At 67.7% G+C, this 13588-nt stretch carries 8 protein-coding genes; 5 read left to right on the forward strand and 3 right to left on the reverse strand.

The window, feature by feature from the left end; genetic code table 11:
* The first annotated feature begins 228 nt into the window (after positions 1 to 228).
* The gene (locus QF032_RS29660) at positions 229 to 2724 is read left to right on the forward strand and encodes an AAA domain-containing protein (protein ID WP_307060417.1); all 2496 of its coding nucleotides are present in this window, start codon (positions 229 to 231) and stop codon (positions 2722 to 2724) included.
* 222 nt (positions 2725 to 2946) lie between these two features.
* On the opposite strand, the gene QF032_RS29665 is transcribed toward QF032_RS29660, so the two are convergent.
* Together QF032_RS29665 and QF032_RS29670 are read right to left on the reverse strand one after the other, a co-directional pair.
* Positions 2947 to 4476: a helix-turn-helix domain-containing protein gene (locus QF032_RS29665; RefSeq protein WP_306948685.1), complete on the reverse strand. Its 1530-nt coding sequence runs from the start codon at positions 4474 to 4476 to the stop codon at positions 2947 to 2949.
* Between the two features lie 64 nt (positions 4477 to 4540).
* Complete coding sequence (locus QF032_RS29670; RefSeq protein WP_306948683.1) at positions 4541 to 4741, reverse strand: DUF4236 domain-containing protein; 201 nt, start codon at positions 4739 to 4741, stop codon at positions 4541 to 4543.
* A 630-nt stretch (positions 4742 to 5371) separates the two neighbouring features.
* Here QF032_RS29670 and acnA point away from each other — a divergent pair.
* Entirely contained in the window at positions 5372 to 8089 is a 2718-nt protein-coding gene (acnA, locus tag QF032_RS29675; protein ID WP_306948681.1) for an aconitate hydratase AcnA, read from the forward strand.
* Between the two features lie 758 nt (positions 8090 to 8847).
* Positions 8848 to 9924 carry a lytic polysaccharide monooxygenase auxiliary activity family 9 protein gene (locus tag QF032_RS29680; RefSeq protein WP_306948679.1) on the forward strand — a complete coding sequence of 359 codons (1077 nt, stop codon included), beginning with the start codon at positions 8848 to 8850 and terminating at the stop codon, positions 9922 to 9924.
* A gap of 400 nt (positions 9925 to 10324) precedes the next feature.
* On the opposite strand, the gene QF032_RS29685 is transcribed toward QF032_RS29680, so the two are convergent.
* Positions 10325 to 11377: an acetylxylan esterase gene (locus QF032_RS29685; protein ID WP_307046688.1), complete on the reverse strand. Its 1053-nt coding sequence runs from the start codon at positions 11375 to 11377 to the stop codon at positions 10325 to 10327.
* A gap of 279 nt (positions 11378 to 11656) precedes the next feature.
* On the opposite strand from QF032_RS29685, the gene QF032_RS29690 reads away from it, so the two are divergent.
* Positions 11657 to 12646, forward strand: a complete 990-nt coding sequence (locus tag QF032_RS29690; RefSeq protein ID WP_307046690.1) for an ABC transporter permease — start codon at positions 11657 to 11659, stop codon at positions 12644 to 12646.
* 38 nt (positions 12647 to 12684) lie between these two features.
* Positions 12685 to 13557: a carbohydrate ABC transporter permease gene (locus tag QF032_RS29695; RefSeq protein ID WP_307046692.1), complete on the forward strand. Its 873-nt coding sequence runs from the start codon at positions 12685 to 12687 to the stop codon at positions 13555 to 13557.
* The last annotated feature ends 31 nt before the right edge of the window (positions 13558 to 13588 follow it).

Raw genomic sequence — 13588 nt, forward strand, 5'->3', positions numbered from 1 at the left:
ATCCGGGAGGACGACGCGGCCACCTGGCGCGTTCTCGTAGAACGGCTGGAGACGGTGGGGCAGCAAAATCACCCCGTCCGGACGGAGCACGCGGCCTGGGCCCTCGGGCAGGGGGACCCCCGGCCGGGGAAAGGCACGGGAGTCACTGCCCAATGGGTCGCCAACTGGGCGTCTCTCAAGCTCAACCCTCGTCAGCGCCAGGCGGTGGCACAAGCCCTCGACGGTGACGTGTTGTTCCTGTGGGGCCCGCCCGGGACGGGCAAGACCGATGTGGTCGGGCACATTGTCGAAGGGTGCTACCGGCAAGGGCACTCAGTGCTCTTCCTGGCCCCCACCAACGTGGCCGTGGACCAGGCTCTGGAACGCATATGTGAGCTGCTCTCGAACGAGGACGGCTTCGACAGCGGGCTCGTGCAGCGTGCCGGGACCATCGCCGGCGCCTCGCTGCGGGATCGGTACGGCGACCAGGTCGACGCCGACCGGATCGGCACCCGGCTGAGCGCCCACCTGGACGAGTCCCTCGTACAGCTCGGCACGGCCTTGCAGCACGCCCAAGAGGGCACCGCTGTCCATGACAGAGTGGACGGTCTCCGTACGGACCTCGCCGCTGCTCGGCGGGTTCAGAACGATGCGGGCAGCAGACGGACGAACCACCTTCAGGCCCAGAACACAGCACGATCCGTAATCGCCGTCCAAGAAGAACTGATCAGGACGACAGGGGCCCCGAGCGGCATTTTCGCCGGTCGCAAGCAGGCCCAGCTCGACAAGGCCCGAGCCGCGCTCCACCAAGCCCGCATCGACGTCCAGCACGCCTCGACGGGGCTGGCAGCGGCGGAACGCGACCTCCGCCGGGCCGCGGCCGAGGCCGACAGAATGGACAAGGCGATCACCGCCGAACAGTCGAAGCTCCTCGGGCTGCCCGCCCGTGCGACCTTGCTGTCCCAGGCCGAGCACATCCAGCAGCAGATCGGCGAACTGGAAGCGCAGCGCCAGAAGGTCAAGGAGACCGTACGCTCGAAATGCCGCGTCCTCGGAGCAACCGTGACCATGGGCGTGCAGGTACGCAAACTCCTCGACCGAGTGGACGTGGTCATCGTCGACGAGGCCGGGATGGTCAACCTTCCGGCCGCCTGGTACGCCGCCGGGCTGGCGGGGAAGCGGATCGTGTTCGCCGGAGACTTCCGTCAGCTGCCGGCGGTGACGAAGGCCGACAGCGACCGTAAAGCGTCGGAGGTCGAGCGGGAGCACGCCCGGCAATGGACTGCCCGGGACGTGTTCTCCAGTGCCGGGCTGGTGAGTGCGGGCGGGTCGGTGATGCCGGATGCGCGGCTCGTCGCACTCGAGACCCAGTACCGCATGAACAGCGCGATCTGCGATCTCGTCAACACCGTCGCGTACCCGGACGCACCACTGAAGACGGGGCGCGATGACGATTCTCGGATCCCGTTCAACGCCTTGGTCGACGCGCCACTGATCCTCGTCGACACCTCGCGCCAACGCATCCGTGGTCGCGACCACCAGACCAACACCGTTCACGAGGCCGCCGTCCACGAATTCGTTCGCGGACTCCAGTACGAGGGCGTGCTGCCCGGCCGTAAGTGGGACGACGTACCGGTCGGGGAAAGGGCCACCGACCGCCTCGCTGTGATCGCCCCGTACAGAAAGCAGGTCCAGGCGCTCAAGAGCAGCCTCGGCTACCGATTCGGGGAACAGTTCGAGGGTCTGGTCGACACCGTGCACCGCTTCCAGGGCAGCCAGCGACCCATCGTCATCCTCGACACGACGGCAGGAGCCGGAACCCACCCCGGCTACTTCTTCCAGGGAACCGGTCTGTCCTCGAACACTTGCCGTCTGCTCAACGTCGCGCTCAGCCGTGCCCAGGACCACCTCATCGTGATCGCGGACGTCGACCACCTGCGGCAGCACCTGTCCGCGACCAGCGAAGCGCGACGAATGCTCGACCATCTCGAAGCGCACGCCCAGTGCATCTCCGTCGACCAGCTCATCCCCGTTCGCGAGGCCGCACAACTCGCCTCGCTCTCCGAGGAGGAGCTCTCCCGGCCGGCGTTCTTCCCGGCCGACGAGGTGCCTCGCGCCGTGAGCTGGGACATCGACCGGGCCATGCGCAGCATCGAGGTCTACTGCCCTTTCCTCGATCCACGACCTGTGCGGATGTGGTCCACACAGCTGGCCAAGCGAGTGGCGGACGGTGTCACTGTCACCGTCCGCACCCGGCCGCCCGAGGAGCAGTCCTCGGACGCGGCAGTGGAACGCGTCCGAGGACTCGTCCAGGAGCTGAGAGCGGCCGGATGCCAGGTTGAGTTCCGTGACCGCATGCACGAGAAGGTGCTCGTTCTGGATGCCGCTGTGCTGTGGCACGGTTCGCTCAACCTGCTGGCGAACTCGGGCCCGACGGATCTGATGATGCGCCTGACGGATCCGGCCGCATGCGAGCGAGTGGGGCGTGTGATCGAGCGCGCACGCAAGGAGCGTTCCGCATGGAACCCAAGGGCCTCTCGTCCGACGGACGGCCCGGCCGCGACGCGGGGCGGAACACGGCTCTATCTGAACGTTCCGTATGCCGAGAAGGACGAGGCGAAGCGGTTGCTCGGTGCGCGGTGGGACGGTCAACGGCGGCAGTGGTACGTGGACACGGACCGTGTCAGTTGCGAAGAGGCGTCGAGGTGGCTGCCGAATCGTCTTGACGGCGATGGCGATTCCTGAGGGCGCATTCCTTCTGCTGAGCCGGGTGAGATGCATGTCATGAAGGTGTGCATACGGCTGCTGGCCGATTGGCGCCCTTGACGGTAGTCATCGATCAAGGCCACCGTGCTGCGGGGTCCCGGCACAATGTCCCAGAGAAGTCCCAGAGACGCCGTCGCACACCTTCCAGCCCTGCATCGGCGCAGTTCACGAAGGGTGCGACGGCCTTCCTTCGAGGGGTGCTCAGATGTCCCGGAAGATCTCGATCTGCGCGCCGATCGAGTTCAGCCGCTCGGCCAGGTCCTCGTAACCGCGGTTGATGACGTACACGTTGCGCAGCACGGACGTGCCCTCCGCAGCCATCATCGCCAGCAGGACGACCACGGCGGGGCGCAGGGCCGGCGGGCACATCATCTCGGCGGCGCGCCAGCGTGTCGGGCCCTCCACCAACACCCGGTGCGGGTCGAGGAGTTGCAGGCGTCCGCCGAGCCGGTTGAGGTCCGTCAGGTAGATGGCCCGGTTGTCGTACACCCAGTCGTGGATGAGGGTCTTGCCCTGCGCGACGGCCGCGATGGCCGCGAAGAACGGGACGTTGTCGATGTTCAGGCCGGGGAACGGCATCGGATGGATCTTGTCGATCGGCGCCTCCAGCTTGGAGGGCCGTACCGTGAGGTCCACCAGCCGGGTGCGGCCGTTGTCGGCCGGGTACTCCGGCGTGCGGTCGTGGTCCAGGCCCATCTCCTCCAGGACCGCCAGCTCGATCTCCAGGAACTCGATGGGCACCCGCCGCACCGTCAGCTCCGACTCCGTGACGACGGCGGCGGCCAGCAGACTCATCGCTTCGACCGGGTCCTCGGAGGGGGAGTAGTCCACGTCCACGTCGATGTTCGGCACGCCGTGCACGGTGAGCGTCGTGCTGCCGATGCCCTCGACCCGGACGCCGAGCGCCTCCAGGAAGAAACACAGGTCCTGGACCATGTAGTTCGAGGAAGCGTTACGGATGACGGTTACCCCGTCGTACCGGGCGGCCGCCAGCAACGCGTTCTCGGTGACCGTGTCTCCGCGCTCGGTCAGCACGATCGGCCGGTCCGGGCGGACGGCGCGGTCGACGACGGCGTGGTACTGCCCTTCCGTCGCGGCGACGTCCAGCCCGAACCGGCGCAGGGCGATCATGTGCGGCTCGATGGTCCGGGTCCCGAGGTCGCAGCCGCCCGCGTAGGGCAGCTTGAAGTGGGTCATCCGGTGCAGCAGCGGACCGAGGAACATGATGATGGAGCGCGTGCGCACGGCCGCCTCGGCGTCGATCGCCGCCATGTCCAGCTCGGCCGGCGGCACGATCTCCAGGTCGACGCCGCCGTTGATCCAGCGCGTCCGTACACCGATGGAGCCGAGGACCTCGAGCAGCCGGTAGACCTCCTCGATGCGGGCGACCCGGCGCAGCACCGTGCGCCCCTGGTTGAGCAGCGAGGCGCACAGCAAGGCCACGCACGCGTTCTTGCTGGTCTTCACGTCGATCGCGCCGGACAGCCGGCGGCCGCCCACGACCCGCAGATGCATCGGCCCCGCGTACCCCAGAGAGACGATCTCGCTGTCCAGGGCTTCACCGATGCGAGCGATCATCTCAAGGCTGATGTTCTGGTTGCCCCGCTCGATGCGGTTGACGGCACTCTGGCTGGTTCCGAGCGCCTCGGCCAGCTGTGCCTGTGTCCAGCCCCGGTGCTGCCGGGCGTCACGGATGAGCTTGCCGATGCGTACGAGGTAGTCGTCTGCCATGAGGCTGAGGTTATCTCAGATATGAGATCGCGCCTCCTGAGGGGGCCGTTCGGGTGACATCCCGTCAACCCCGCCTGGCGCGACGCGTACGACGCCATCCGAAAGGTCCGGGCAAATCCATCGATGTCGTGCGACGTCCGGTGCTGCTGTGCGTCTGACGCGGCCCGTGCCGGCCGCCGCCGGTCGTGATCGACCAGGAGTGCCGGTTGATGTTCAGCCGCACCCCGGGAAGGATGCGGAAACTCTTGCGGAAGGTGAGGGGCATGGAGCCTCCTTCGTCGCGAAGTGTCCGTTGGCCGACGTCTACCCCGGCTCGGCGGACCCATGGCCGGGGCGGCCGGGCGGCGTGCGTCCAACATGCCTGTCGCGCACCCGGGATGGCGCGGAGGTCTTGGTCGCCCCCGGCGGGTGCCGCGCCGTCTCCTGCCCTTCGCCCACGTCGAGGAGGGCCTCCTCGCCCGCCGGGGCGGGGGCTGGCCGCCCAAGGCGCCGGGGACCGGCCGGGGGCGGTTCACGGCGAGGCGCGGTTCGCCGGTGATGAGAAATCGCCGACGGCGAGAAATCGTCGGCTTCGCGCCTGTCGCGCGGTGCGTGGCGGAGATCACTGACGGCGTGCACGCAACCGGCGTCAGACTCGTGGCCACCTCTGGTGGCGGCTGTCGGCATGCCCGGCCGGGCGCGCAATGCCGCATTCCCCGGCAGGGGGCGGCGAGCCCGGGCATGACCATTCCGCGCCCATGTACTAGAGTTATCTCGACATCGAGATATCTGCCGAGGCGCACCGCAGCCGCCACGCCAGTAAGGCTTGCCTAACTTAGCTTGACCTCAGCTGATCGGCCAAGCCCGTGTGGCGGCAGGATGCGGTGGTACGCGCACATCAATGAAGGAGACTGTCGTGTCGGCGAACAGCTTCGACGCCCGCAGCACGCTGCAGGTGGGCGACGAGTCGTACGAGATCTTCCGGCTGGACAAGGTGGAAGGCTCGGCTCGCCTTCCGTACAGCCTGAAGGTGCTGCTGGAGAACCTGCTCCGTACCGAGGACGGCGCGAACATCACCGCCGACCACATCCGTGCCCTCGGCGGCTGGGACTCGCAGGCCCAGCCGTCGCAGGAGATCCAGTTCACGCCGGCCCGCGTGATCATGCAGGACTTCACCGGCGTTCCGTGTGTCGTCGACCTCGCCACCATGCGTGAGGCCGTCAAGGAGCTCGGCGGCGACCCGGCGAAGGTCAACCCGCTCTCCCCGGCCGAGCTGGTCATCGACCACTCCGTCATCGCCGACAAGTTCGGCACCAACGACGCCTTCGCCCAGAACGTCGAGCTGGAGTACGGCCGCAACAAGGAGCGCTACCAGTTCCTGCGCTGGGGCCAGACCGCGTTCGACGACTTCAAGGTCGTCCCGCCGGGCACCGGCATCGTCCACCAGGTGAACATCGAGCATCTGGCCCGCACGGTCATGATCCGTAACGGCCAGGCGTACCCCGACACCCTGGTCGGCACCGACTCCCACACCACCATGGTCAACGGCCTCGGCGTGCTGGGCTGGGGCGTCGGCGGCATCGAGGCCGAGGCCGCGATGCTCGGCCAGCCGGTCTCCATGCTCATCCCACGCGTCGTCGGCTTCAAGCTGACCGGCGAGCTGCCCGCCGGCACCACCGCCACGGACCTCGTGCTCACCATCACCGAGATGCTGCGCAAGCACGGCGTCGTCGGCAAGTTCGTCGAGTTCTACGGTGAGGGCGTCGCCGCCACCTCCCTCGCGAACCGCGCCACCATCGGCAACATGTCGCCGGAGTTCGGCTCCACCGCCGCGATCTTCCCGATCGACGACGAGACCCTGAAGTACCTCAAGCTCACCGGCCGCTCCGAGCAGCAGGTCGCGCTCGTCGAGGCGTACGCCAAGGAGCAGGGCCTCTGGCTGGACCCGAAGGCCGAGCCGGACTTCTCCGAGAAGCTCGAGCTGGACCTGTCGACCGTCGTCCCCTCGATCGCCGGTCCGAAGCGCCCGCAGGACCGCATCGTCCTCGCGAACGCCGCCGAGCAGTTCAAGGCGGACGTGCGCAACTACGTCGACGACGTCGACGAGGCGGGCAAGGAGTCCTTCCCGGCCTCCGACTCCCCGGCCGTCGCCCCGAACGGCGCTCCGTCCAACCCGGTCACCGTGACCGCCGCGGACGGCTCGACGTACGAGATCGACCACGGCGCGGTGACGGTCGCGGCCATCACCTCCTGCACCAACACGTCCAACCCGTACGTCATGGTCGCCGCCGCGCTCGTCGCGAAGAAGGCCGTGGAGAAGGGCCTGACCCGCAAGCCGTGGGTCAAGACCACTCTCGCCCCGGGGTCGAAGGTCGTCACCGACTACTTCGACAAGGCCGGTCTCACGCCGTACCTCGACAAGGTCGGCTTCAACCTGGTCGGCTACGGCTGCACCACCTGCATCGGCAACTCCGGCCCGCTGCCGGAGGAGGTCTCCAAGGCCGTCAACGACCATGACCTCGCGGTGACTTCGGTCCTCTCCGGCAACCGGAACTTCGAGGGCCGCATCAACCCCGACGTCAAGATGAACTACCTGGCGTCCCCGCCGCTGGTCGTCGCGTACGCCCTCGCGGGTTCCATGAAGGTGGACATCACCAAGGACGCCCTGGGCATCGACCAGGACGGCAACCCGGTCTTCCTCAAGGACATCTGGCCCTCCGAGGCCGAGGTCAACGACGTCGTGGCGAACGCCATCGGCGAGGACATGTTCAACAAGTCCTACCAGGACGTCTTCGCGGGCGACGCCCAGTGGCAGGCGCTGCCGATCCCGACCGGCAACACCTTCGAGTGGGACGCCGAGTCGACCTACGTCCGCAAGCCCCCGTACTTCGAGGGCATGACGATGGAGACCACCCCGGTCTCCGACATCACCGGCGCCCGCGTGCTGGCCAAGCTGGGCGACTCGGTCACCACCGACCACATCTCCCCGGCCGGCGCCATCAAGGCCGACACCCCGGCCGGCAAGTACCTCACCGAGCACGGTGTGGAGCGTCGTGACTTCAACTCCTACGGCTCACGCCGGGGCAACCACGAGGTCATGATCCGCGGCACGTTCGCCAACATCCGCCTGCGCAACCAGATCGCGCCGGGGACGGAAGGCGGTTACACCCGCGACTTCACCCAGGACGGCGGTCCGGTGTCGTTCATCTACGACGCCTCCCGCAACTACATCGAGCAGGGCGTCCCGCTGGCCATCCTGGCCGGCAAGGAGTACGGCTCGGGCTCGTCCCGCGACTGGGCCGCCAAGGGCACCGCGCTGCTCGGCGTCAAGGCCGTCATCGCCGAGTCGTACGAGCGCATCCACCGCTCGAACCTCATCGGCATGGGCGTGCTCCCGCTGCAGTACCCGGAGGGCGCCTCCGCCGAGTCCCTCGGCCTGACCGGCGAGGAGACCTTCTCCTTCACTGGCGTCGAGGAGCTCAACAACGGCACCACGCCGCGCACGGTCAAGGTCACCACCGACACGGGCGTCGAGTTCGACGCGGTCGTCCGCATCGACACCCCCGGTGAGGCCGACTACTACCGCAACGGCGGCATCATGCAGTACGTGCTGCGCAGCCTGATCCGCAAGTAACCAGCACGGCAAGCGGTTCGGTGATCCGTTCCGTCAGCGACCAGCACGGCAAGCGGTTCGGCAACGGAAACAGCCGACGGTAGGCGTGCGAGATGTTGATCGAGGGCCGCATCCCCGGTGACGGGGGTGCGGCCCTTCGCCGTGTTCGTCCCGAGAAGCGCGCCCCGTGGGCGTCTGCGGTCGCCCGCGGGGGCCCGCCGGTGCGGCGGTCGGTGTCACACGCGTGGGCCGGGCGGTGTCTTCCTGCCGGACATCCCCACAGGGACGTGTGACGAGGAGAGAAACCAGGGGCGTGTGACGATGAGAGACACCATGAGGGGGAAGGGGCACCACCAGGGCCGGGAGGCATGGTTCGGAGGCCGGCCGGGCCCTGGTGCAAGGGCCGGCCTTCCGACCCCGGGCGGCGAGCCCGGACCACCGGCTTCTCCGACACGCGTCGGTGCAACTCGCGGAAAATTCTCTCCGTGTACGGGAAACGCCGTACGTCACCGTTTACAAGTGGGCCGCGCGGCGCTATCTTCCGCCACAGGTGAAGTGGGAGCGCTCCCACAATGTTCGCGTCCGGTGGACCGGAACCTGCCGGACCGAGCCGGGACGCTCCCGCTTCGCGCAGTCGACATGCCAGGACGGCGCTGCGTCCGACCCGCGACGTCTTGGAAGCCCCGTCGAACCGCGTTACCCGTCCCCGCATCCGCAGTGCACCCCATGCATGCACGGTCCGTACACGGAAGGCGGACTCATTGAGCATGAAAACTGTCATGATCACGTCAATATCGGAGGCGTGTGCGAGGTCGCGCCTCCGCACCCGAGCCCTGCTCCTCGTCCTCCTGGCCCTGGTGGCCACGGTCCCCGCACTCGGTCTGATCGTGACCGCCGGCGGGGAGGCCCAGGCTCATGGCACCCCCATGAAACCCGCCAGCCGCACCTTCCTGTGCTGGCAGGACGCCCTGACCAACACCGGTGAGATCAAGCCCATCAATCCGGCCTGCAAGAACGCGCAACAGGTAAGCGGTACCACACCGTTCTACAACTGGTTCTCGGTGCTGCGTTCCGACGGAGCGGGCCGCACCCGTGGCTTCGTGCCGGACGGTCAGTTGTGCAGCGGCGGCAACACCAACTTCACCGGGTTCAACGCAGCCCGCAACGACTGGCCGCTCACCCACCTCACCTCGGGTGCGACCGTCGACTTCTCCTACAACGCCTGGGCGGCGCATCCGGGTTGGTTCTACGTCTACGTCACCAAGGACGGCTTCGACCCGACCCGGACGCTCGGCTGGAACGACATCGAGGACCAGCCCTTCCTCTCCGTCGACCACCCGCCCCTCCACGGAAGCCCCGGCACGGTCGAGGCCAACTACTCCTGGACCGGTCGGCTTCCGGCCAACAAGTCCGGCCGCCACATCATCTACATGGTCTGGCAGCGTTCCGACAGCGCCGAGACCTTCTACTCCTGCTCCGACGTCGTCTTCGACGGCGGGAACGGTGAGGTGACCGGCATCCACGAACCCGGCAACCCCGGCGAACCGGTTCCCGGGACCTGCACGGCGTCCCGCAGAACCACCAACACCTGGAACGGCGGCTACCAGTCGGAGGTGACCGTCACCAACTCGGGTGACGTCCCGATGCTCGGCTGGATGGTCGACTGGACGCTGCCCGCAGGTCAGTCGGTCGTGAGCCTCTGGAGCGGCAACGCGACCTACAACGGGCAGGCGGTGATGGTCCACAACGCCGACTGGAACGGCTCGTTGAGTCCGGGCCAGAGCGCGACGTTCGGATACGTGGCCTCAGGGGCGGGAGGTGACAGCGCCACGAGCCTCCCCTGCAGAGTCGGTTGACCGAAAAAGCCGGTCGAGCGGGCCGCTGAGATCGGAGCCGGTGGGCGTGGTTCGCCCGCCCACCGGCTCCGACCTCCCGGCTCCGACCTCCCGGCTCCGACCTCCCGGCTCCGACCTCCCGGCTCCGACCTCCCGGCTCCGACCTCCCGGCTCCCGGCACCCCGGGCCTGACACCCCGGGCCGACCGCCCGTTCACGGTGTCGGCCTTCTTCGTCGTAGGACGCCTTGGCGACCGGGGCGAACAGGCCGACCGGCTGCTGTCCCCGGGGCTGTTCGAGCCGAGCCGGTTGACGCACACGTCATCGCGTTGTCGTACGGGCAGCGGCGACGTGTGCGCCGACCATGCCGACGCCGGTGGACCGCGCCCGCATGCGACGGTCATGGGTGAGCCGCGCCGCCGCTACCGGCCGGAACCGAACGCTGCGCCGTCGATCGGCGGGGCATGGCGGTCGCAGGGCGATCGGTCGGCCAACTGAGACTCCAGCCAGACCAGTTGCCGTCGCACCTGCTCCGCCTCACCCCCTTCGTGTCCGTTGAACGGGTATACGTGGATCTCCTTGCGGGGATGCGCGCCGCCGCTCAGTTCGCCGTACCGGTTGAACGCCGCGTACACCCCGCTAGGCGGGCAGACCGTGTCGCGCAGGCCCGTGCCGAAGTGGGCGGGGGCCTGCGCGCGCCGGGCGAAGGACACGCCCTCCACATAGGAAAGGGTCCGGTAGGCGGTTTCCTCGCTGCCGCGGCGTACGGAGAGGTAGGCGGCGATCTCGCCGTACGGTCCCGCGTCCGTGAGCTCCAGCGACCGCCGGATCCCGCACAGGAACGGAGCCGTGACGAGGACGGCGGCCAGGTCGGGGACCAGGCCCGCGACCGCCAGGGCCAGTCCGCCGCCCTGACTGTTGCCGACGGCGGCCGTGCGCAGCGGGTCGACGCCGGGCAGCGAACGTACTGCCGTCACCGCGTGCACCGCGTCGGTGATCAGGCGTCGGTAGTGGTAGTCCGGCGGGGAGAGGAGGCCGCGGACGGCCGGCCCGGGACCGCCCGACAGGGCGGTGTGCGGGTCGGGGGTGTCGCCTCCGCTGCCGTACTGGTCGCCCTGGCCGCGGTTGTCCATCAGAAGGTGTGCGTAACCTGCGTTCACCCAGGTCAGCCGCTCATGAGGGAGGCCGCGTCCGCGTCCGTAGCCGACATACTCGACAACCGCCGGCAACGGTTTCCGCGCGCCGGCCGGGAGGCTGAACCAGGCCCGGATCGGGTCGCCCGCGTAACCCCGGAACGTCACGTCCCAGGTCCGCGTCAGTCGGAGACCGGTTTCGACAGGTCTTACCGACACCAGCGGGTCCCGGTGCGCGGCTTCCTTCAGGGCGGCAGCCCAGTACATGTCGAAGTCGGCGGGCTCGTCGGGTTCGGGGCGATGGTGCTCCAGATCCGGTAACGGCAGGTCGAACGCAGGCACGAGGGCACCTCACTGGGGGTGGGCCAACGATTGTTGCGCTGGTCATCCAGAAATTTGCGAAGAACGGTAACACTCGGCGCACTGCACTCCCACCGGATCTACCCCGACCCGCAGAGGATTCAACGCCGCAGGACATCCCACCAGCCAGCCGTGCAGCACCCATTGACAGCGCTTTCCGGGACCCCGTACGTTTCCGCAGAGTTACCGGTAAGGGCACGAAAGTTTCGAGATCGAGCGTTGAGATCCGAGTGTTTCGAGAACGCCCCGGGAGGCCCGAGCATGAGCACCTCCACCACGTCGGCCCCACCCCCCGACACCCAGGACCCTGCTGCGAAGACCCCGCGCCGCTCCCCGCTTCCCGTCGTGCGCCGCGGCTGGCGGAGGGCTTGGCGTCGGGACTGGCAGCTCTACTCGCTGGCCGTCCTGCCCCTGCTGTTCTTCCTGGTCTTCCGCTATCTGCCGATGCTCGGCAACGTGATCGCCTTCCGCCGCTTCGAGCCGGGCGGTTCGATCCTGGGGGAGCAGTGGGTGGGGTTGCGGTATGTACGGATGTTCCTGACCGATCCCACCTTCTGGCAGGTCTTCCGCAACACCCTGTGGCTCGGCGGGCTGACCCTGCTGTTCTGTTTCCCGCTGCCGCTCGTCCTGGCGTTGCTGCTCAACGAGGTGCGCCGGCGTTCCCTGCGACGGTTCGTGCAATCGGTTTCGTACCTTCCGCACTTCCTGTCGATCGTGATCGTCGCGGGCATCACCCTGCAGATGCTGGCCACGGACGGTCCGGTGAACCATGCGCTGGGCCTGCTCGGCCACGATCCGGTGCGGTTCATCCAGGAGCCGGGCTGGTTCCGCACGGTGTACGTCGGTTCGGAGATCTGGCAGACCGCCGGCTGGGGCACGATCCTCTACCTCGCCGCCCTCACCACGATCGACGAGGATCTCTACGAGGCGGCCCGCATCGACGGCGCGAGCCGCTGGCGGCAGATCTGGCATGTCACGCTGCCCGGAATCCGCCCCACCATGATCACGCTGCTGATCCTCAACATCGGCACGTTCATGGCGGTCGGATTCGAGAAGGTCCTGCTGCTGTACAACCCCCTGACCTACCCGACGGCCGACGTGGTGTCCACCTACCTCTACCGTGCCGGCGTCGAGTCCAACAGTTTCAGCTACGCCGCCGCGATCGGCCTGTTCGAAGCGATCATCGGCCTCGTCCTGATCATGAGCGCGAACCAGCTGTCGCGCCGCACCGTCGGGACGAGCCTGTGGTGAGCCTCCTGACGCCTCGTGCACGGCGTCCGCGCACCTCCGTGAGTCAGCCGACGCGCGGTTACCGCGTGTTCCAAGGCGTCAACGGCGTGGTTCTCACCCTCGTCGTCCTGGTGACCCTGTATCCGTTCGTCAACATCATCGCCCGGTCCTTCAGCGGTGAAGGCCACATCCGGGCCGGCGAAGTGGCCCTGTGGCCCAAGGGCTTCAACCTCACCACGTACAGAATCGTCTTCCAGGACTCGATGTTCTGGCGAAACTACGGCAACACCGTCTTCTACACGGTTGTCTCCACGGTCATCGCCATGGTTCTGACCACGTGCTACGCCTACGTCCTGTCGAAGCGCGATCTCAAGGGGCGCGGGCTGCTCGTCGGCGTCGCGGTGTTCACCATGTTCTTCACGGGCGGACTGATCCCCAACTACGTCCTGGTCACCAGTCTCGGTCTGAAGAACTCCGTCTGGGCCATCGCCCTGCCGAACGCGATCAGCGTCTTCAACCTGCTGGTGATGAAGGCCTTCTTCGAGAGCCTTCCGGTCGAGCTCGAGGAAGCAGCCGAGATCGACGGACTGAGCACATACGGAATCCTGCTCAGGATCGTGTTACCGCTGTCCAAGGCCGTCATCGCGACCATGGTCCTCTTCTACTCGGTGTCCTTCTGGAACTCCTGGTTCTCGGCCTACCTCTACATGGACCGCACCGAGCTCATGCCGGTCACCGTCTATCTGCGCAACCTCATCGCGGGGGCCACCACGGGGGGAAACGCCGGTGCCGCCACGGAACAGCTGAGCCAGGTCGGGGCGAACATCCAGGCGGTCACGATCGTGCTGACCTCGCTGCCGATCCTCTGCGTATACCCGTTCGTCCAGCGCTTCTTCGTCTCGGGCGTGATGCTCGGCGCGGTCAAGGGCTGAGATCCGTACCTCCTACGGAACAAAGGAGCAC

The sequence above is a fragment of the Streptomyces achromogenes genome, assembly GCF_030816715.1.
In the GTDB taxonomy this organism is placed as follows: domain Bacteria; phylum Actinomycetota; class Actinomycetes; order Streptomycetales; family Streptomycetaceae; genus Streptomyces; species Streptomyces achromogenes_A.

Bases quoted from the DNA above. Each gene is read 5' to 3' on its own strand.
- QF032_RS29665 (WP_306948685.1), bottom strand. From the start codon at position 4,476: ATGGCAGACGACTACCTCGTACGCATCGGCAAGCTCATCCGTGACGCC.
- QF032_RS29680 (WP_306948679.1), top strand. From the start codon at position 8,848: ATGATCACGTCAATATCGGAGGCGTGTGCGAGGTCGCGCCTCCGCACC.
- QF032_RS29690 (WP_307046690.1), top strand. From the start codon at position 11,657: ATGAGCACCTCCACCACGTCGGCCCCACCCCCCGACACCCAGGACCCT.
- QF032_RS29670 (WP_306948683.1), bottom strand. From the start codon at position 4,741: ATGCCCCTCACCTTCCGCAAGAGTTTCCGCATCCTTCCCGGGGTGCGG.